This window comes from Acinetobacter modestus, assembly GCF_014636095.1.
GTDB classification, from domain to species: domain Bacteria; phylum Pseudomonadota; class Gammaproteobacteria; order Pseudomonadales; family Moraxellaceae; genus Acinetobacter; species Acinetobacter modestus.
Genome location: NZ_BMDV01000007.1, coordinates 25,350 through 47,182, shown reverse-complemented (window position 1 = coordinate 47,182; position 21,833 = coordinate 25,350). Strand labels below are relative to the sequence as shown.

Here is a 21,833-nt window from a genome sequence, read left to right as displayed (position 1 = left end):
TTTTAAATTCCCAATATTTCTAATAAGCGCTGATTTACTTTTTCTGCATCAAACTTTTCAATCGCAATTTTATGGCTTTGATCGCCCATCATACGAACTTGCTCTGGGTGCTCAATGAAATAAATCATTTTTTTTGCCAACTCTTCGGCATTCCACTTTGGAACAATAAAACCATTCACACCATTAACGACAGTTTCCCTGCATCCTGGGACATCTGTAGTGATAATTGCTCGACCAATTGCCATTGCTTCCTGGGTACTTCTAGGGACACCCTCACGATAAGACGGCAGAACAAAAACATCACTATTGGCAATCCATTCCTGAATGTTATCAACATGACCAGGGTATTCTATAATTCCCGTTTCTATTAGATCTAGTAACTCAGTCTCAGATAAAGCCCCTAAATTACTCTTATCAATCGCCCCTAGTACAGTAAATTGACTATCTGGATATTCTTTTTTTACAAGCTTTGCTGCTGCTACAAATTCATGTATACCTTTTTCTTTCAGCAACCTACCGATAAATAAGAATCGCATTTTTTGTACATTTATCGTAGCAGCAGGTCGATAAGGATATTCTTTCAAATTTAATCCGATTCCACCTAAGATACTTACACTTTTTATTGTTAAAGAATATTTTTTTACTAAATCTACAGGATCATCAGGGTTTAAAAAAATTAACGTATCTAAATAGGGAAATGTGATTCTATATAAGAAGATTTGAATATTCCGTATTAACTTAGCCTTAGAAGATATTCCATTAGGCTGATCAGTAAATGTATATCCTAAACCTTCTAACATACCAATTCGACGAGGCACTGCTGCCAATTTAGCAGCTAAAGTTCCAAAAATAACAGGTTTACTAAAGTATGAAAAAACGATATCAGGTTTAATTTCACGAATTTTATTGGAAAGCTTATAAGTTGCTATTAAATCTAATAAAGGATTCAATCCTCCACGATTTAATTCATAAATTACAGGAATTGCACCTAAAGAGCTTATTTTTTCTAAATCAGTATCTTTATACTCTGAAATAAAAGCATAGATCACGTACCCTTTACAACGTAAAGATTTAATCAAATCTGCACGAAAACCATAAAAGCTTGATGCAATTGTACCAATAATAACAATTTTCTTAGTCATGAGATTCACAAGAATAGTTTAATCTTTCCAATTGATTAATTAAATCATCAACCAAATTAACTTTATTAATAAAACTCTCAGAACAATTAAACACATGCTCTCTAGAATAATCTCTTACATCTTCACTGAATTCTAAAATAGAGTCGAAATCAGGAGCTCCATTCTTATAATAAGAAAAGTCCTCAGGAAAAATATCCCTATGCCCAGAATATACAGGAAGCCCTAAACTAAGATATTCTCTAACTTTTAATGTACAGGCCTCATGCATACCTTTTCGATATAAAGCAAAAGAGGATAAACCAACCCAACATTTTTTTGCTAAATCATTAATTTCTTTTGTAGTAAGTTGACCATGAAAAATAACACGTTTATCGTTTATAGCTAGTTCTTTATCAGCTTGCTCTACATTACCAACCACATGAAGAATAAATTTCTTATCTGTCTTTTTCAAATTAGACAATAATAGATCTAGTCCATGCCATTCGAAAAAGTAACTTGCCACAAATAAAATTTCTGGAATATCTGATCTATTATCATTAAAAAGTTTTGATTCTAGAAATACACCATTAGGATAAACTAATGTTTTTTCTTTTTTCTTTATAATGCGCGTTTGCTCAAATTCAACAATCTCATGAGTCACACCAATTATACCTGTTGCTCTGGATATGCAAGCTTTTCCTAATAAACTATCTGCATGACTACGACATTTACCTAAAACTCCAAGGCTATCAAGCTCAGGTAGCTCGAGAGTATGATGTACTAAATAAACTGGTATTTTGATCTTATTTAGAAAATTTAATAAGAAGGGATCATGAACACTATATCTTAAAAGAATCACATCATAATTAGAGCTTTCGTTTAATAGCCAATTATAAAACTCTTTTCTTATCTGAAACCATGCATGAGCTTTCTTAATAAAGCCTGTCGATTTAGACATACGGCTAGGAAAAACCACCTCATGATTAGGATAAGTATTCTGAGGGCAGAAAATTTTAACCGTTAAATCTTTACCCAGTATATTAGCTGCTTTTTGCTCCCAGCACATTTGTTGGTATATACCAGAAGAATAAGAGAGCATTATAGCACAATGTAGAATTTTCATTTAACACTCAACATACTTAATTAATCGTGTTTAACTTTGATTGTTTAATGAATTTAAACATCAAAACAGATACAGCAAATATTATAAAAAGATCTTTCCTAAACTCCCAATTCAATGTTAACAATGCTCCCAATAAACTTGTTAATGCAATAAAAATAAAAATAGCATTAAAATTCTTTGTATTTATTATTGAAATAATAATGATTATATAATGATAAAAAATAAAAGCAGACCACAAGAGCAAACCCAAAAAACCGCCTTCAAAATAATTAGAAATAAAAGTATTATGAGCATTCATACCAATTAATGGAACTGTTGTACCAAAGCCATGACCTATTAAAAAATTAAATCCATCAACTTTATCTATAATTAATCTCCAAATAAGAAATCTATCTTCATCTTGCATATCAACACCTGAAGTAGCTCTATTTAAAGAATCAATTGGGATATACTCAAATAAAACATCACTAAATATGAATAAGAAAACTGGAAGCATAAATAATATTATTGGTTTTCTAACACCAACAAGTAACAAAATTAGAAATAAACCTAAAATAAATATACCTAAAGATGCCCTTGAGCCCGTAGACAAAATTAAGAATGAGGATAAAAATATTATTGGAACTGCAAAAATAAATTTTATTTTTTTATTAAAAATCAATAAATAAGTAAAAATTACCGCAATATTTAAAATAATACCAAAATTATTTGGATCAAACCCATCAGCTGAAAATCGACCAGTCCATTCATTATAACTTTGATTATAAATAATATTCTTCAGACCACTAAAGGCTATTAGTAACACCCCCAAAACATATGCAAGTAAAGTCTGAAATAATCTATTAGAATCTCGTATCAAATCCAGCATGATTACATATAAAAGAGCAACACTAAAAAATCTAAAAAAATAATTAAATGAATAATCTATATCCCAACTCCAAATACATGTTAGAAGTGCATAAAAAATATAGAAAATCAGCAATAATTCTGATCTATAAAATACACCTATTTTAGAAAAAATGCTTTCCAAAATCCAACATAGAAATAAGGGAAAAGCAAGAAAGTAAGTGCCTATTTGTACGGCAGAGTTTGAATAACTCTCTAATATATGAAAGAAAAAAATATATACCAACAGAAAAAAATAGGAAAATTTTTTATATCTCATCTTCGCCTCTTAAAAAGATTTAAAATAGAGTTAATCTCCCTTTTGAAGATAAACATACCTAAGATTAAAAACATTCCCCAATAAGCCATCTGCAACCCTATACTCATCATCAAAAGTGAATAAATAGATGAAATTAATAAAATTGAAAAAGTTATTAAATAACCTCTAATTTTAATTGTTTTCCGCCAAACAAGTTGAGAAAATTCCGTTCGTAAAATATAAAAAAACCAAAATGAGAAAGCTGTTGATATAGCTGCCCCTAAAGCACCTAATTTTTTCACTAGGAAAAAATTTAAAACGATACTTGTGAGCATAGCCGCAATAGAAGCATACATAGAAAATCTAGTTTTCTTAGCTATTGCAATACCTATACCTGTTACTTCAGATAATGTATAAAATAAAGGTCCGATTATACATGTTATTATCAAATATTTAACTGAAAGATATTGATTAGGTAATATGAAGTCTAAAAGCCATGAAAACAAACCTGCTACAACAACTATAAAATATATAGCCATCAAAATATATTCTGAAATATCGTCTATTTTCTTTAAATCAATTTCACTACTACTCACCCACTTAAAGACTAAGGGAGCCCAAATTGTATTAAAAATGGTTGCAAATATAGTTGCAGCAGATGCAATACTCATTGCTACAGAATAAACACCGAGATCAGTATAAGAAGAGAATAATCTTAAAAATATACGATCTGATACATTTAATCCCCATGAAGCAAGACCTCCTATTAAAAGAGGAAAACCATAGGATAAATGAGTCTGAAACTCTATCTTATCGAATTTCTGAGCAAATGCTGGTATCCAATCATTACGGGTATTCCATGCAAAGATTAGGCAAGCAACAAATAAAGCCAGCGCATTTGCAGTAAATAGTTGTTTACTATCTCCACGTCCAGCCCATACTACGGCACTTATTACAAATAGCAATAATAGTATTTTAGGCAACACTTGGCTCATAGAAAAAGCTATTGCTCTCTCTTGCATCCTTAAAGTAAGAGATAAAAATCGACTGATTAAAGCAACAATAAAACAAAAAAATGTTAAAAAACTTAAATATACACTTTCAACACTATATAATATCTTAGAAATAAAATCTGGTTTGTATATGAAAATCAATAAAGAAGACAAGATACATATACAAACCCCTGGAAACATTGCATGTTTCAATAATAGGGGTTTATTATCTGAATCATGATATGCTCTAACATACGACTGATCTAAACCTAAACAAAAAAATAATATGGCAAATGATGTAAATACTTGCAACATAGAAATGCGCCCTACATCATCAACATTATAAAACCATGTAATTATTGGTAAGGTCGCAACGCTGAATATTCCTGAACCCACAGGACCTATTGCATAAGCTAATATTTTTTTCTTATTCATTTTCTATCATTTTTTCTGCTTGAGAAATAAATGCTTTATAATTTTTTTCTGCATTAAACTTCCTATCAATCATATTCCGCGCACTATTTCTATATGAATTAACATCTTGTAAAGAAAAAATTGTTTCTAAACCCATTATAATTTCATAAACATCTGCAGCAGATGACATTAAATAACCATTATTTTCTTCAATTAGAGTTGAAATCCCCCCTATATCTGGAGCAATAGCAGGAATCCCATAACTCATAGCTTCCATAAGTGAAACAGGAACTCCTTCAGACTCACTAGCATTAATAATTACATCTACATTTGTTATAGATAACCATTCATGGACATCTTTATTACTTAATTGCCCTAAAAATGTCCCACTAAAATTATTATTTAAATCTGATAGTTTTTTTGTTTTATTTTTCAGCTGATCAAATAGCACTCCATCACCAATATGTACCCAGTTCACTCTGATATTATTTTTTATACTAAATTGATTTATAGCATCTATAATTTTATCTACCCGTTTAATTGGAATACATGATGACAAACTCAAAACAGTAAATGTCTTTTTATCTGAATTAAAATATTTAATTTTATTAGGCAAAAATACACCTAAACGAGATATATCTAATTTCTCTTCCGAATAGGAGTATCTATCACGATAGTACGCCAAAGCACTTTCTGAAAGTAAATAAATTTTTTCAGCATTATCTTTAAACTGCCTTTTTAGAGGCATATAGCTAAACTTCCTACGTTCTTCATATAAGTCAAAACCATGTGCTCTTGAAATGATTTTTATTCTTTTATATTCTTTTTTTAATAAACATGATGCATAATACCCAATATCATTCCAATAAGAATATATTAGAATTTCACCTTTAAGCCTCTTAACAATTTTTTTTAAATATAATTTATAAAAAAGCACTCTCGCAACAAAAAAAAGAGTCGAAAAAAATATTGCAAAGTTTAAATCTCTTTTTAGAACCAGATATTTAACTTCTTTCCAGAAAATAGAACTAAAAAAAGATATAAATATAAATATAAATATAAAATGCTTATTTCTATTTATTAAATCATTTAATAAGCAAATATTATCTGGATAATATCTCTTATTTACAGAGCCAGTTTCGGGTAAAATATATTTTTTATTAAAACTACTTTCTCCCCAAAAATTTATTTCAGGTTCTATAAATTGCTCCCCACCCTCATAAGGAAAGCTTGCTGTCAGCATTAATAAATTAGACATTTAGATATCCAGATATAATAAAATCTAAATCTGTCTTGTTTAAATAAGGATGCATAGGCAAACTCATGACTCTTTCTGCAATCGCATCACCTACAGGTAACCATACATTTGTATCAGCAACTGCTGGTTGTTTATTCAATGGAATTGGATAATGTACAGCTGTTGGAATACCTTGCTCTTGTAACTTTTTTTGGATTTCTGCTCGATTATCGACCTGAATCGTATATTGTGCCCATGCGCTGGTATTATGTGGCTCTAGGTATGGTGTGGTGTGAACACCGGCTTGATTAAATAACTGCTTATAGATTTCAGCTACTTTTTGACGTGCCTGCATTTCATCATCCAAAATTTCTAATTTTGGCAATAAAATTGCTGCTTGAATAGTATCTAAACGGCTATTAACGCCAACTCGAATATGGTGATAACGACGATCTTGTCCATGGCGAGCAATTTGTCGAATGACTTTAGCTAACTCCTCGTCATTAGTGAAAATTGCACCACCATCACCATAACAACCTAATGGTTTACTTGGGAAAAAACTAGTACAAGCAACTGTACTTAAATTACAGCTTTTACGACCTTTATAAGTCGCTCCAAAACTTTGTGCAGCATCTTCAATCACAGGAAGATTATACTTAGTGGCAATCGCATTGATGGCATCAAAGTCAGCACACTGACCATATAAACTCACAGGAATAATAGCCTTTGTTTTAGGTGTAATTGCTGCTTCTAATTTTTCCACATCTAAATTATAGGTCTTAGAATTTACATCTACATAAACAGGCTTTGCACCTAATAATGCAACAGTTTCAGCAGTAGCAATATAAGTAAACCCTGGAGTAATTACTTCATCACCTGGTCCAATACCAAATGCCATTTGTGCGATTTGCAGAGCATCTGTCCCATTCGCGCAAGTAATACAATACTTCGCACCAACGTAAGCAGCTAACTTTTCTTCTAATTCCGTAACTTCTGGCCCTAAAATATACTGACCATGAGTCAATACACTTTGAATACCTGCATCAATTTTATCTTTAATTCGATTTTGTTGTGCTTTTAAATCAATAAAGTCAATCATATTAACTCTGCTTTGTTAATGTCATTCCATCGAGTTGATAAACAGCTCCTGTATGAGAACAGATAGCCTGAGCTTGCCCCTGTAAAGGTAAATCAAGCTGTTCACCGAATTCACTCATCCAACCGATCTGTTTAGCTGGTACACCTACCATCAACGCATAAGCTGGTACATCTTTATTCACTACAGCACCAGCCCCAACGAAAGCATAAGCACCAATGGTAACACCGCAGACAATAGTACAGTTTGCGCCTAGCGTAGCGCCCTTTTTCACTAAGGTATCTCGGTATTGGTCTTTACGCTCAATTAAAGAACGTGGGTTATATACATTTGTAAATACCATGCTTGGGCCACAAAAAACCCCTTCTTCCAAAGTAACGTTATCGTAAACCGATACATTATTTTGGACTTTACAATGGTCACCAATTACCACTCGGTTACCCACAAATACGTTTTGGCCTAAAGAAACGCCTTTACCAATTTTTGCTCCGCCACAGACATGAACAAAATGCCAAACACGGGAACCCTCACCAATTTGTGCACCATCATCGACTATAGCTGTTTCATGTTGATAAAAGCTCATGCTTTTTTCACCTTTGCCAATAGTGGATGTGGATTTTTTGGGTTTTCAACAATTGGAGAAACGCGAATCACTTCAACCGTCTCAATCGCTGCACGGTTTTCTTCTACGCCATAACCTTTACCTTCTAATACACGTTGGTAACTCTGTGTATGTAAATCAGTAAAACCGCCTGAAAACTCAAGCTCTTCATTTTCAATGGTAATACTACGGTAGGTTAGCTTTTCACCTTGTACAGCATTTTCTGGTAGGTTATTCGCATCAATTGACAAGAACCAACGTACACGCGCACGCTCATATTCTAAATAACCCGAAGCGGTTTTCTCATCACGGAAATGCACTTCATTTTTAACAATTTTGCCAAAAATAAAATGCAGCATGTCATAGAAATGCACACCAATATTGGTGGCTACACCACCTGATTTATTGTCCACTCCCTTCCATGATTTTAAATACCATTTCCCACGGGAAGTCAGGTAAGTTAGGTCAACATCGAATACTTTATCTGCTGGAGCAGCTTGAACTTTATCACGTAATGCAATAATTGATGGATGTAAACGTAGTTGTAAAATCGAGTTTACCTTGGCACCATATTGTTTTTCATATTCAGATAGCATATTTAAATCTTCTGAATTCAGCACCAATGGCTTTTCACAAATGACCTCAATGCCATTTTTCAAAGCATATTTCATATGAGGTGCATGTAAATAGTTCGGTGAGCAGATTGCAACATAATCTAGCTTTTCGCCTTTTAATTTTTGGTCTTCTACATATGCTTCAAATTCTTCAAACTCAGTGAAGAACTCAGCCTCAGGAAAATGACTATCCATAATTCCTACAGAGTCATTCACATCCATAGCAACAGTTAAAGTATTGCCTGTTTCTTTAATCGCTTTAAGATGACGTGGTGCAATGTATCCAGCTGCACCAATAAGAGCAAATTTTTTCATCATTTCACTTCTTTTCAATTTCTAAATTATAGACGGAATACTGTAAAACCATGTTCAGCTATGATTGTACGATTAAATAGACCTTTAACATCCGCAAGAACCGGCTTATCGCTGCGCACATATGTTTTTAGTTCGGCAGCAGACAAGTTACGGAATTCATTATGCCCAACAGCGACAACAAGTGCATCGACAGGGTGTTCAGCATCAACAAGCCCCAACTCAATACCATACTCGTGCTTCACTTCGTCAGCATCAGCCCATGGGTCGGACACAACCACTTGAGCCCCCCAAGCCTCAAACTCTTTAATTAAGTCTGCAACTTTACTGTTACGGATATCAGGGCAATTTTCTTTAAAAGTTACCCCTAGCACCCCAACTTTTGCACGAGGGACATCGATACCATTTTGAAGCATTTTCTTAATAGTATTACGTGCAACATAACGTGCCATGTTGTCATTGATACGGCGACCAGCCAGAATCACTTGTGGGTGATAACCCACCTCTTCCGCTTTATGTGTCAAATAGTATGGATCAACACCAATACAATGCCCACCGACTAAACCTGGACGAAATGGCAAAAAGTTCCATTTACTTCCAGCTGCTTCAAGTACATCGATAGTATCGATACCCAAACGGTCAAAAATCACTGAAAGCTCATTGACTAAAGCAATATTTAAATCACGTTGTGTATTTTCAATTACTTTGGCTGCTTCTGCAACTTTGATACTAGAGGCTTTATGAGTACCTGCCGTAATAATACTAGCGTAGACGGCATCAACAATATCCGCAATTTCTGGCGTACTGCCACTGGTTATTTTTTTAATCTTAGTTAAAGTATTAACTTTATCCCCAGGATTTATACGTTCAGGACTATAACCTGCAAAGAAATCTTGATTAAATTTTAAACCCGATATTTTCTCTAAAATTGGAATACAAACTTCTTCTGTTGCGCCAGGGTAAACTGTTGATTCGTAAACAACGATGTCACCTTTTTTTAAGGCTTGACCTACTGTTTCACTCGCTTTTTTCAAAGGTGTTAAATCTGGACGATTTACTTGATCAACTGGCGTTGGAACTGTAACAATAAAAAAATTAGCTTCTTTTAAATCATGTAAATTCGCACTAAAGTTGAGCTGATCTGCTTTTTTAAGATCATCGGACGAGACTTCTAAAGTATGGTCCTCTCCACGCTTCAGCTCATCGATACGATTATGATTAATATCAAACCCAATAACTGAACTTTTTTTCCCAAACTCAACAGCTAACGGTAAACCTACATATCCCAAACCAATAATTGCTATTTTTAATTCGGTAAGTTTCATAAAATTAGCCTTAATCCCTACAATGTATTTAAAATTCAAATGAAAGAAATAGAAACCATCAATTTTTCTGGGCACAATATAGCAGAGTTTTGCTCGACACTATAACGAAATTGTATAACGTATTTTTTCTTTTAAGCTCTTTATTCATAAATTTAACTAAAATGCAATATTATCAATAATTAACAAATCTCTCTCTTTCTATGAGATAAACTTAGCATACAAAGCCATGCGATTAATCGGTGATTTTTTAGGTTTTTTGAGCTAGAATTGGCAAAATTCTAAGTCTAAACACAGAGAATTGTGTCTAAACTGATATTAATTAGATATAAATATTCAAGGGTAAAGTGTGAAGCATTATCAACTATTTTCCATCCTTGCAATTAGCATTAGCGCTGTCGGATGTGCTGTCACTTCTGGTCTTCAAACTTACGATATTCCAAATGAAGGGGTTTATAAAACTGATCTTGGGACGACTGTAAGTGTTATAAAAATAACTCAAAATACATTACAATCAATAAAACCAACCCAGTTGAATTACCAACAAAACTATACTGATTTATTCAACAAGCCTCAGCAGGTATACCGTTTAAGTTCAGGTGATGTTTTATCCATTCAACTCTGGGCATATCCTGAAATCACTCCACCTGTAAACAATCTGACGAATGATCAATCGATTCAAGCGAACGGATACCCTATTGATTATAATGGGTTCATCCAATTGCCCTTAGTCGGTCGATACAAGGCATCTGGTAAAACGTTAAGTCAATTAAATTCAGAATTACGAAATCAATTTGCTCATTATTTAAAAACCCCTGACGTAATTGTCAGAGTCTTAAACTATCAAGGGCAACGTTACTCTGTACAAGGAAGTGTAAGAAAAGGTGGTCAATTTTATTTAAATGACCAACCTATCAATTTATATACGGCTCTTGGTATGGCTGGTGGTGTATCTGAATTAGGTGATAATACCTATATACAATTAGTACGTAATGGTACTACTTATAATATCAATACACTTGAATTAGAAAAAGCAGGCTATTCGCTACACAAACTTTTAATTCAACCAAACGATACAATTTACGTAAGTACTAAAGACAATCAGAAAATATATATTATGGGTGAGTCTGGTAAAAACCAAGCTCTGCCAATGCGTGATCAGGGCATGACTTTGAGCGATGCTCTCGGTGAAGGTTTAGGTTTGAATCCTTTATCAGCAAGTGCCAGCCGAATTTATGTATTACGCACTAACGCAAATGATCGACGAACTGAACTTTATCATTTGAATTTAATGAGTCTAGGTGACTTTGGGTTGGCAAATCAATTCCGTTTACGTAGTAATGATATTGTATATATTGATGCAACAGGCTTAACTCGCTGGCAACGTGTTATGAACCAGATTGTACCGTTCTCGAGTGCACTTTATAGCTTTGATCAGCTAGGTAAGTAATCATGCAGATTCGAAGTATTTTAGTGGTTTGCGTTGGTAATATTTGTCGTAGTCCTATGGCAGAATACCTACTAAAACAGGATTACCCTCAGCTAATGATAGATTCAGCTGGTATTTCTGGACTTTCAGGTCATCCTGCCGATGACAAAGCACAATTATGTATGCAACATTTAGGTATTGATATAAGTGGGCATATCGCAAAAAAATTAAATGCTGAACATTTAAAAAAAGCGGATTTAATTCTCGTGATGAGCAAAAATCAGCAAGCTCATATTGAACAAACTTGGCCTTTTGCTAAAGGAAAAGTTTTTAGATTAGGTCACTGGCAGAATAAAAATGTGCCAGACCCATATCAGCATGATCAGACCTTTTTCGATGAGACATGTCAGCTTATTCAACAGTGTGTCACTGATTGGAAAAATTATATTTAACTTTTAGATTAAGATTATGAGCCAAAATACCAATACTGAAGACACAATTGACTTGAAAGAGCTTTTTTTCTCTCTTATTGCTCAATGGAAATTAATCGCTTTATTTATTATTCTTAGCCTTGTATGTGCACTTTTGTACCTTCGTGCAACACCTGATACTTATTCAGTTGATGCCTTAGTTCAAGTTGAAGACAGTAAGGGAGCCTCAGCTGCTTTATTAGGCGACTTGTCACAAATGATTGATCAAAAATCACCTGCTCAGTCTGAAATCGAAATTTTAAAATCTCGTTTAGTTTTAGGATCAGTAATTCAAGCACTGCATCTCGATCTCAATATTTCCAGTACAGAAGATAATTTACGTAATCGATTACTCAAAAAACCACACTATACCACCGAATATAACCCTCAATCTATTATCTTCAAAGATAATACCAAGCAATTTGAAGTAAGAGATTTTTTAATTCCTAGTCAATTCCTTGATAAAGGTTTGACGCTCAATTTCAAAGATCAGAAATTCTTTTTAATTGATCCCAAAAATGATCAGGTTATATTTACTGGCATACTTAATCAGCCAAATTCCACCCAAAATAAATATGGCTCATGGAAAATAGGTATTTTTACAAAAGATAATTTAACTAGCATCTATAGAATTCACAAAAAATCCTTGCCAGCTGCCGTAAGCTCTATCAGTTCAAGTTATTCTGTGGCAGAAAAAGGAAAAATGACAGGAATTCTTGGTCTTACTTTTCAAGGGCAAGATAAACAACATATTACCAAGGTTTTAAACGCTATCTTATCTGCGTATAGCGCACAAAACGTCGCACGTCGTTCCGCAGAAACAGCTCAAACACTTAAATTCTTAGATGAGCAACTGCCTGAGCTGAAACAACAGCTTGATGATGCTGAGCGTGAATTCAATAAATTCCGTCAAAAATATAATACTGTTGATGTAACGAAAGAATCTGAACTTTATCTGACCCAAAGTATCAATTTGGAAACCAAGAAAATAGAATTACAACAACAACAAGCTGATTTAGAAGCAAAATATACTGCGGAACATCCAGCGATGCGGGAAATTACTGCTCAAATTACTGCAATTAATAAACAGATTGGTGGGCTTAATAGTACCTTAAAACAATTACCTGATTTACAAAGACAATATTTGCAACTCTATCGTGAAGTTGAGGTCAAAACTCAACTTTACACAGCACTTTTAAATTCTTATCAACAACTCCGAATTGCAAAAGCTGGAGAAATTGGTAATGTCCGTATTGTAGATACTGCTGTAGCACCTGTAGAGCCAATCAAACCACAAAAACTACAAGTACTTATTCTTGCTATTTTCTTTGGCGGTTTTCTTGGCACCCTAATCGCACTATTTCGTAATATGTTACGTACGGGAATCAAAGATACTGGGCAAATTGAAAACGAATTCAATCTACCTGTTTATGCAACTGTACCTCGATCTCCAATTCAAGAGACACGTATCAGTATTTTAAAGAAAAAGAAAACCATTCCTATCCTTGCAGTTAAACATAATGATGATATTGCGATCGAAAGTTTACGTAGTATTCGAACAGCGATTCATTTTGCACTCGTAAATGCGAAGAATAATATTATTGTTATTGCAGGTCCTTCTCCTGAGGTTGGTAAATCATTTATTTCAACCAATTTGGCGACTATCTTTGCGCAAAGCAATAAGAAAGTGCTCTTGATTGATGCAGATATGCGTCGTGGCTATATGCATAAATATTTTAATTTAGACGTAAAGCCTGGTTTATCTGAATTTTTAAGTCATCAAGCTGATTTAAACCAAGTAGTTAATACAACTGAAGTAGATGGCTTAAGTATTATTACGCGAGGTAAAAGTCCAACGAATCCATCGGAAATGTTAGGATCTGAGCAGTTTGAATTATTACTTAACCAATTAAGCCAAGAATATGATCATATTATCATTGATACACCACCTGTACTTGCTGTAACAGATGGAATTATCATTTCTCAATATGCGGGTGTGAACTTACTTGTAGCACGCTATGCTAAATCACAAATGAAAGAGCTTGAACTAAGTTTAAGTCGCTTTGAACAAGCAAATGTCAAAGTAAATGGCTTCATTTTAAATGATATTCAACGTGCTGGTGCTGGTTATGGGTATGGATACAATTATTCATATGCTTACAAAGCAAATAAAGATGATTAAAAATCCATCACAATAATCATCTCAAAAAGCCAGATCTCAAAGTCTGGCTTTTTATTGATAAACACATAAACTATATAAAAAATACACGCATTTTTTAGCTGAGTTATTCAATGCTTAAGCTTAGACATGCTAAGATCATGACCATATTTTTTATTAAAAACTTACTTCGGACATCTCATGAGTAAAGCTTTACCTGTCATTGCAGCAGTCGTTTTAGGTGGCGCAGCCCTTGTTCCTGTTTACTATGCTACTCAGCATCCAACGACTGAACTTGGATCAAAAGCGGATAAGAATGCAGCACCTGTTGCAAAAATCAGTTATGCCTTAGGCTATGAAGTTGCAAAACAAACACCACCTGAATTGGAAACAGCTGCATTTATCACGGGTTTCCGTGATGGGCATGCCAAAAAGCCTGCTGCATACACCGAAGAAGAATTACAAGCTGCTTATATGGAATTCCAAAAGGAACTTCAGCAAAAACAACTTAATGAAACAAAAAAAGCTGAAACCACAAACAATAGTTTTTTAGCTGAGAATGCGAAAAAAGAAGGTGTGAAAACAACGGCTTCCGGTTTACAGTACAAAATTATTAAAGAAGGTACTGGCAAACAACCTGTCGCAACGTCTGTTGTGAAAGTTCACTATAAAGGTCAATTAACCGATGGTAAGGTCTTTGACAGTTCTTATGACCGCGGTGAACCAATCGAGTTTCCACTCAACCAAGTGATTCCAGGTTGGACAGAAGGTTTACAATTAATGAAAGAAGGTGGCAAAGCAACGCTTTATATCCCTTCTCAACTTGCTTATGGAGAACAAGGTGTTCCTGGTTCTATTCCACCAAATAGCACATTAATTTTTGATGTCGAATTAATCGCTGTAAAATAAATAGTACCTAGGAGAGCATACGCTCTCCTTTATTTTGGAAGAAATAATGAAAAAACTAAGTTTGATTTTAATTGCCTCAATGATGGGGACAGCATATGCAGCACCAATTACTTTAAAAAGCCCTCAAAAAGATCAGTTAGGATATAGTTACGGTTATTTAATTGGTAAGAGTTACGCTGAGACATTAAAAGATCTTGATATTGCAACAATCTCACAAGGTCTAGAAGAAGCCATACAAGGTAAGTCTGCATCGTTAACTGATGAAGAAATGATTAATCTATTAAGCCAATATAAAAAGCGTCTCGAAGCAAAACAACTAATAGAATTTCAGGAACTTGCTCAAAAAAATGAGCAAATTGGAAAAGCGTTTTTAGCTGAAAACACAAAGAAAGCTGAGATTACAACCACCAAATCAGGTTTACAGTACCAAGTGATCCAAGAAGGCAAAGGCAAATCACCTAAAGCAACTTCAACAGTGAAAGTAAATTACGAAGGACGACTATTAGACGATACAGTATTTGACAGTTCAATTGCACGAAATCATCCAGTTGAATTCAAACTTAACCAAGTCATCGCAGGTTGGACTGAAGGTGTTCAAACCATGAAAGTGGGTGGTAAGAGTCGTTTCTTTATTCCAGCAAATTTAGCATATGGTGAAGTGGGTTCGGGTGATGTGATTGCGCCAAATAGCACACTAATTTTCGATATTGAATTACTAGAAGTGAAATAAGAAAAAACCTCCTGTACAGGAGGTTTTTATATTAATGCTTAAGTTGTCTTGGGCGAAAACCTGTTGCAAAAAGCCCAATAGCATACGCAATAACACCAATTACACATAAACCAGCCACTTCAGCGATGCGTAACCATTGTGAAATATCGCCTTGATACCAACTTAAACCATACCAAAGCGCGACAATCATAGTGATGTTCGCAATTGCATATTGGAACGCTAGTTTCTTCCAATGCGCACCAAATCGATAAATATTCCGTTTATGCAAATAAAAATATAGCATACCCGCATTCACCAAAGCTGAGCCTGATGATGCTAAAGCTAAAGCCATGTGTTCTGCATGCCAATCAATTAATTTAAAGAAACCGATAAAAACGACGTTTAAAATAGCATTGGCAGCGACAGCCATCAAACCGACACGAACTGGGGTTTTGGTATCTTGCTGAGCGTAAAACCCAGGTGCAAACACTTTGATCAACATAAATGAAATAACCCCTGCACTCATACATTGTAGAGCTAATGCTGTCATTCGTGTATCTTCCAACGTAAATTCACCACGTTGGAACAAGGCTTGAATAATCGGTGTAGACAACATAAATAATGCAATGCTCGAAGGAATACCAACAAGCATGATGATTTTAGCAGCCCAATCGATCATGCTCTTAAATTTAGCTTGGTCTTGTTCTGCATGACGTGCTGATAACGAAGGTAAAATTACTGTACCGATTGCTACACCAATTAAACCCAATGGCAGCTCTGTCATACGTTCAGCACTATATAACCATGACACTGAACCATCTTGCATGAATGAGGCCCAGATCGTATTCAGCAATAAGTTGATCTGCGTGACTGATACACCAAATAAAGCAGGTAACATCAGTTTTAAAATACGGTCAACACCTTCATGTTTAAAATCAACTTTTGGGGGAATTAGTAAGTTTTTACTCCATAATTCAGGAATCTGAATCGCGAGCTGTAAAACGCCTGCCACGACAACTGCCCAGCCTAATGCCATAATAGGCTCTGCCATATACGGCGTTAACCACCATGCACCTGCGATCATTGCGACATTGAGTAATACAGGCGAGAAAGCAGGTGATGCAAATGAACCATAGCTATTGAGAATACTGCTGGCAAAAGCCGTTAATGACATGAACATCAAATAGGGAATCGTTAGACGAAACATATCAACCGCAAGGTCAAATTTTTCAGGATCGTTATGAAATCCGGGTGCGTAGATATAAATAATTGCAGGTGCAGCAACCATTGCGACAAACGTCAATAATGACATTGCTGTGAGTAGACAACCAAAAACTCGACTGATGAGAATCTGAACTTCGGCATGCGCACGACTGGTTTTATATTCTGTTAGAACAGGAATGAATGCTTGAGAAAAAGCCCCTTCTGCGAAGAGTCGCCGAAAAAAATTGGGAATACGAAAGGCAACGACGAAAGTATCGAAGTCCTTGCCCGCACCAAATACATTGAGTAGCACAACATCACGCACTAATCCCAAAATTCGGGATAACATCGTCATTGCACTGACAATGACAGTCGATCGCCACAATGCCATCGCATTCACCTACGGCTTATCTTTTAAAAAGCGTTATTGTAATGAAAGTCAAAATAGATTTCGTTGTGAAATCATAAATTCGACGAAGTTTTTTTAGATAGTAATTGACGGAATAATTGCCAATCAAAATATAACCCAGGATCAGTTTTACGTTTTGGGGCGATATCAGAGTGACCTGCAATATGATTCTGAATTTTTGGATAGGCCTGTCGCAGTAGCGTTACGACTTCTACGAGAGCCTGATATTGTTCAATTTCAAAAGGTAAATCATCGCTGCCTTCTAATTCGATGCCAATCGAATAGTCATTACATTCTTTTTGAGCCAGATAACTCGAACGTCCTGCATGCCATGAACGGTCATTAAAGTTTACAAATTGAATGACCTCTCCTGTACGCAAGATCAGCAAATGTGCGGATACCTGCATCCCTTCAATGGTCTGAAAATATGGATGGATAGACCAATCTAATTTATTTTGAAAAAACTGCTGAATATAGCCTCCACCAAACTGTGAAGGTGGCAAACTAATATTATGAATAACAATCAGTTGAATGTCTGTATCATCAGGACGAGTATTAAAATTAGGTGATGCAATCTGGGTCGCACCGATTAATTTTCCAGCTTGCACTTGAGTAAATTTAGTCTGTTGCATTATGACCCGAATTAGCAATTTAATCTTTATCTACTGCATTCTGACATGCTTTATCACGAATAATCGAGATGAAATACTTATTTTTTATGAGGAGGGTGCTAATATATCGCACAAGTTTTTTGGTCATAAATATACTGGAACAGGTATGAGTATTCCTCAATCTTTGCTTGAACAATCTATTCAAATCAATATTCAACAAGCATTACAAGAAGATATTGGGGATGGTGATATTACCGCAATGCTTACCCCTGAAGAAGAGCAAGCAACCGCAACGATCATTACCCGTGAAGACATGGTTTTAGCTGGTCAACCTTGGGTAAATGCGCTGATTCAAGCGTATGATGACTCAGTACAAATTACATGGCTTAAACAAGAAGGTGAGCATGTTGCTGCAAATGAGGCCTTTTTAAAACTCGCGGGTTCTGCGCGTAGTTTACTGACTGTGGAACGCCCTGCTTTAAACTTTATTCAAACACTTTCTGCTGTTGCGACTAAAACTGCAAATTATGTGCAACAACTTGAGGGTTTAAATACCAAATTGCTTGATACACGTAAAACTTTACCCGGTCTACGTATTGCACAAAAATATGCAGTTGCTGTGGGTGGTGGACAGAACCATCGTTTAGGTCTATTTGATGCATTCTTAATTAAAGAAAATCATATCATGGCAGCTGGTGGTATTGCTCAAGCAATTGCTAAGGCACATGATATTGCACCGGGTAAACCTGTCGAAGTAGAAGTTGAGACTTGGGACGAGTTAAACCAAGCACTTGAGGCTGGTGCAGATATCGTGATGTTAGATAATTTTAGCCAGCAACAAATGATTGATGCGGTCAAGCATGTTGCGGGGCGTTGTAAATTAGAGGCTTCTGGTAATATTACAATTGAAAACTTGCGCGAAGTTGCAACCACAGGCGTCGACTATATTTCAATGGGCGTACTCACTAAAGATGTTCGCGCTGTAGACTTATCTATGCGTTTTAATGCTTAAATATTCTAAGCATCATCATCCGATGGCTGTGTTTTAAGTGCATCAGAAGTCGAAATTTTTGTTGTTTCGACTTTCTCAGTCCACGCTGATTTAGCTTCAGCTGAATCAGTAGGTCGTGGATCTGCTGCCATTAGCACAAAAGTCACTGCAGTTAATAACACTAGAAAAACTTGTACCATGTTCCCCTTCCTTATTTATTCTTAATTTTTCGAGTCTATCAATCCAAAATGAGAAAAAATTGAGTGTTGTGTTACTGCATGCAAATACTCTGTGAGCTATTGTTTACAATCATATAATGATATTTAATTTCATTTTGAACCGAAAAGCCCAGTATGTTCAGTAGCTCAATTTATTCAAATAAAAATGATAGACACGCTCTATTTCGTATGTGCTTTAACATCATTCACGATCGGCTATAGGGTTGTACATTATTCTTGTTTTAGACAACAGATCGATCATCCCGCACAAGTATTTCTTTTTGGTTTTCCCACTCTGATGCTAATTCAGTTCTATATATTGATTTTTACTGCAATAATTTTAACCTATAAAAAAGCGGCTAAAGATTACTCTTTAGCCGCTTTTTTATCAGTAGATCGAAATCCTATACACCTATCACACCCATATATGGATCAGAAATTGAATCTTCATTAGTTTCTATACGACCCGCAAACCGGCGACTAAAACTTGGTTCATTTTGAATCGTCACTGTAAAGTCATACCAACCACCAAATTCAGACATATCCCAACTCAACTCTTTTTCAGCTGTAGTCGTTTCAATCTGCCATGTCTTATTCGGTAAATAAGCATTCGCTTTTACAATCAATTTTGCTGTTTGTGTACCATCATTGCGTACTTTCAAGAACAGTTTCGGATCACATTCTTCCATACACACACGGATTTCTGGCAAAGCTTCAAACTGACTTACTTGAGCAACATTACCCGTAAAGCTACGATGGAAACCATTGGGACCCAAAACCCATAAATCATATTGGTTATCTTTAGTCTTCCAAACATCATCAAGTTGTTTGCCTGCTTCCACCATATAACGGCGTGGGATAGCATCTAAATTCAACTTATCATAAACATGAAAGACAGCAGCATGTGTTCCTGTATTAGAGAACATCAATTTTACCGTTTTCTTTGCAGCATCTACTTTGGCACTGGTATGCAAAATATAAGGTAATGCGCGTGATAGTCGAACACCAATTTCCTGTACAGGATAAGATTGGCTTAAAGGACGAATGACTTGTGCCATCCCTTCCTGTGCTTTACGAATTGCATCGGCTTCGGATTTACTCTTTTTACCCGATAGATTATCAAGCGGGAGAAAATTAGGCGTTTTAAAGTTAAAAGCTGAAGTTAAATCGCCACAGACAGCTCGACGGTATGGGCTAATATTCGGTTCTTGCACTCCAAAGCATTGTTCTAAGAAGCGGATCACAGAAGAGTGATCAAAGACTTGTGAATTTACCCATCCACCACGGCTCCAAGGCGAAATAATGTACATCGGTACACGGATACCAGGTCCATAGACTCCAACACCGTTGCTTACTTTAGGATCAGTAAAATTTGGTTGCCCCGCAGAAGCTTTCGCATGCGTCGCGTACTCATACGACATTTGTTCTTTTGTTAACGTTGATTTACCACATACTTCACCAGACACATCAATTGATGGTGCACTTGGAGAAGGAACATGATCAAAGAAACCATCATTCTCATCAAAATTAATCAAGAAAACGGTTTGGCTCCACAGTTCTGGTCGTTCAGTTAAAGCATTTAATACTTCCTGAATATACCACGCCCCTTGAACAGGGCTTGAAGGGCCAGGATGTTCACTATAAGTTGCTGGTGCAACCAACCAACTCACTTGTGGTAATTGACCTTTAGCAATATCTTCTTTGAATGTTCCCAAAAAACCGCCATCAGGCATGGTATTGGCAATCCCTTTATACAACGGTTGTGTCGCATCAATCGCAGGATCATAAGCAGGACAGTCTGAATTATTGTTCACAGGTTTACCAGACAATTCATTGGCACGGCGATACTGTTTAAAACCTGCCAATGGGTTATCGGTAAAGTTATCAGGCATATTTTGATAAACTTTCCACGTAACGCCTGCTTGCTGTAAACGTTCTGGATATGTTGTCCAATCATAACCCACGGTTGACGGACCAATATCATCTAAATCATTCACCACACTCGCAACATTGGCACCTGTTGGGCCATTGGTGCCCGTCCATATAAACATCCGATTTGAGTTTGTTCCCGTATGCATCGCGCAGTGATAAGCATCACAAAGAGTAAATGCATTGGCTAAAGCAAACTGAAAATCAACTTCCTGCTGTTTATAATATCCCATAGATTGTGGCTGCTTATACTGCACCCAATTGCCCATACGACCATGATCCCAAGCAAACTGACCATCTGTCCATGAATGCGGCGTACCACTGACACGCTGTGCGTTACCACGACTGCTGTCTAGATGATAAGGATAAACTTTATTCTTATTGGCATCATATTGTTCCCATACCTTACGTCCTTGACTTAAAGGAATGGTAAAACGATCACCAAAACCACGTACCCCTTTCAATGTCCCAAAATAATTATCAAAGGAGCGGTTTTCTTGAGTCAAAATCACCACATGTTTCACGTCTTTAATGGTCCCTGTTTCAACTTTAGCATCAATCGCAAGTGCTTTTTGGATGCTCATTGGAAAACTGGTGAGTGCAGCTGTACCAAACAATGCTTTAGTTGAATTTAATAAAAAATCACGACGATTCATTTTTCTAATTTCCTTATTTTTATCAATTAGGGAGCACAATGGATTTTACAATTTGATGTAGGCGGCTTTGGATCTGGCGTGGGCGTATTATTATTGGTGTTATCACTATCGTTACACGCACTGATGAAGAAGCAACTGCTGGTCAGCACTGCCAAAAGGAAATTT

19 protein-coding genes are annotated in these 21,833 nt (G+C 35.6%); 6 read left to right on the top strand and 13 right to left on the bottom strand.

The genetic code is table 11. From position 1 onward, the window contains the following. Positions 1-2 precede the first annotated feature (2 nt). The 9 genes from IEV17_RS14385 to tviB are packed head-to-tail and all read right to left on the bottom strand — an operon-like array spanning position 3 to position 9,979. A complete protein-coding gene (locus IEV17_RS14385; protein ID WP_004665326.1) occupies positions 3-1,142 on the bottom strand; it encodes a glycosyltransferase family 4 protein in 1,140 nt (379 codons plus the stop codon). Then, a complete protein-coding gene (locus IEV17_RS14380; protein ID WP_004665329.1) occupies positions 1,135-2,244 on the bottom strand; it encodes a glycosyltransferase in 1,110 nt (369 codons plus the stop codon). The genes IEV17_RS14385 and IEV17_RS14380 overlap by 8 nt, the downstream gene beginning before the upstream one ends. Positions 2,245-2,260: 16 nt before the next feature. After that, the gene (locus IEV17_RS14375; RefSeq protein WP_004665331.1) at positions 2,261-3,409 is read right to left on the bottom strand and encodes an O-antigen ligase family protein; all 1,149 of its coding nucleotides are present in this window, start codon (positions 3,407-3,409) and stop codon (positions 2,261-2,263) included. Next, positions 3,406-4,815 carry an oligosaccharide flippase family protein gene (locus IEV17_RS14370; RefSeq protein WP_004665332.1) on the bottom strand — a complete coding sequence of 470 codons (1,410 nt, stop codon included), beginning with the start codon at positions 4,813-4,815 and terminating at the stop codon, positions 3,406-3,408. The genes IEV17_RS14375 and IEV17_RS14370 overlap by 4 nt, the downstream gene beginning before the upstream one ends. Next, entirely contained in the window at positions 4,808-6,052 is a 1,245-nt protein-coding gene (locus IEV17_RS14365) for a glycosyltransferase (RefSeq protein ID WP_004665335.1), read from the bottom strand. Before IEV17_RS14365 ends, IEV17_RS14370 begins: the two co-directional genes overlap by 8 nt. Next, positions 6,045-7,130, bottom strand: a complete 1,086-nt coding sequence (locus tag IEV17_RS14360; protein WP_004665337.1) for a DegT/DnrJ/EryC1/StrS family aminotransferase — start codon at positions 7,128-7,130, stop codon at positions 6,045-6,047. The genes IEV17_RS14365 and IEV17_RS14360 overlap by 8 nt, the downstream gene beginning before the upstream one ends. Before the next feature lies 1 nt (position 7,131). Next, positions 7,132-7,710: a UDP-2-acetamido-3-amino-2,3-dideoxy-D-glucuronate N-acetyltransferase gene (gene wbpD, locus IEV17_RS14355; RefSeq protein WP_004665339.1), complete on the bottom strand. Its 579-nt coding sequence runs from the start codon at positions 7,708-7,710 to the stop codon at positions 7,132-7,134. Continuing rightward, complete coding sequence (locus IEV17_RS14350; RefSeq protein WP_034602142.1) at positions 7,707-8,657, bottom strand: Gfo/Idh/MocA family protein; 951 nt, start codon at positions 8,655-8,657, stop codon at positions 7,707-7,709. The genes wbpD and IEV17_RS14350 overlap by 4 nt, the downstream gene beginning before the upstream one ends. A gap of 26 nt (positions 8,658-8,683) precedes the next feature. Next, positions 8,684-9,979 (bottom strand): Vi polysaccharide biosynthesis UDP-N-acetylglucosamine C-6 dehydrogenase TviB, encoded by a 1,296-nt coding sequence (gene tviB, locus IEV17_RS14345; protein ID WP_004665342.1) that lies wholly within the window; start codon positions 9,977-9,979, stop codon positions 8,684-8,686. A gap of 346 nt (positions 9,980-10,325) precedes the next feature. On the opposite strand from tviB, the gene IEV17_RS14340 reads away from it, so the two are divergent. The 5 genes from IEV17_RS14340 to bamJ (IEV17_RS14320) all read left to right on the top strand — a co-directional run bounded on the left by IEV17_RS14340 (position 10,326) and on the right by bamJ (IEV17_RS14320) (position 15,672). After that, positions 10,326-11,426: a polysaccharide biosynthesis/export family protein gene (locus tag IEV17_RS14340; protein WP_004665344.1), complete on the top strand. Its 1,101-nt coding sequence runs from the start codon at positions 10,326-10,328 to the stop codon at positions 11,424-11,426. Positions 11,427-11,428: 2 nt separating this feature from the next. Further along, positions 11,429-11,857: a low molecular weight protein-tyrosine-phosphatase gene (locus tag IEV17_RS14335; RefSeq protein ID WP_004665345.1), complete on the top strand. Its 429-nt coding sequence runs from the start codon at positions 11,429-11,431 to the stop codon at positions 11,855-11,857. A 16-nt stretch (positions 11,858-11,873) separates the two neighbouring features. Continuing rightward, positions 11,874-14,057: a polysaccharide biosynthesis tyrosine autokinase gene (locus tag IEV17_RS14330; RefSeq protein WP_004665346.1), complete on the top strand. Its 2,184-nt coding sequence runs from the start codon at positions 11,874-11,876 to the stop codon at positions 14,055-14,057. Between the two features lie 177 nt (positions 14,058-14,234). Further along, positions 14,235-14,942, top strand: coding sequence for a BamJ family beta-barrel-assembly machinery protein (bamJ, locus tag IEV17_RS14325; RefSeq protein ID WP_004665347.1), 708 nt, complete (start codon positions 14,235-14,237; stop codon positions 14,940-14,942). Between the two features lie 46 nt (positions 14,943-14,988). Further along, positions 14,989-15,672: a BamJ family beta-barrel-assembly machinery protein gene (gene bamJ, locus IEV17_RS14320; protein ID WP_004665348.1), complete on the top strand. Its 684-nt coding sequence runs from the start codon at positions 14,989-14,991 to the stop codon at positions 15,670-15,672. A 31-nt stretch (positions 15,673-15,703) separates the two neighbouring features. Here the strand turns inward: bamJ (IEV17_RS14320) and murJ are convergent, their stop codons facing one another. Both murJ and ampD read right to left on the bottom strand, forming a co-directional pair. Continuing rightward, positions 15,704-17,254 (bottom strand): murein biosynthesis integral membrane protein MurJ, encoded by a 1,551-nt coding sequence (gene murJ / locus IEV17_RS14315; protein ID WP_171062480.1) that lies wholly within the window; start codon positions 17,252-17,254, stop codon positions 15,704-15,706. Positions 17,255-17,316: 62 nt separating this feature from the next. Then, positions 17,317-17,895, bottom strand: coding sequence for a 1,6-anhydro-N-acetylmuramyl-L-alanine amidase AmpD (ampD, locus tag IEV17_RS14310; protein ID WP_004665350.1), 579 nt, complete (start codon positions 17,893-17,895; stop codon positions 17,317-17,319). A 145-nt stretch (positions 17,896-18,040) separates the two neighbouring features. Here ampD and nadC point away from each other — a divergent pair, with 145 nt between their 5' ends. Beyond that, the gene (gene nadC, locus IEV17_RS14305) at positions 18,041-18,886 is read left to right on the top strand and encodes a carboxylating nicotinate-nucleotide diphosphorylase (RefSeq protein ID WP_004665351.1); all 846 of its coding nucleotides are present in this window, start codon (positions 18,041-18,043) and stop codon (positions 18,884-18,886) included. Positions 18,887-18,891: 5 nt separating this feature from the next. Here nadC and IEV17_RS14300 read toward each other — a convergent pair whose 3' ends face one another. Together IEV17_RS14300 and IEV17_RS14295 are read right to left on the bottom strand one after the other, a co-directional pair. Beyond that, positions 18,892-19,065, bottom strand: coding sequence for an ABZJ_00068 family colistin stress protein (locus IEV17_RS14300; RefSeq protein ID WP_004665352.1), 174 nt, complete (start codon positions 19,063-19,065; stop codon positions 18,892-18,894). 422 nt (positions 19,066-19,487) lie between these two features. Beyond that, entirely contained in the window at positions 19,488-21,668 is a 2,181-nt protein-coding gene (locus IEV17_RS14295; RefSeq protein WP_004665353.1) for a phosphocholine-specific phospholipase C, read from the bottom strand. Between the last annotated feature and the right edge of the window lie 165 nt (positions 21,669-21,833).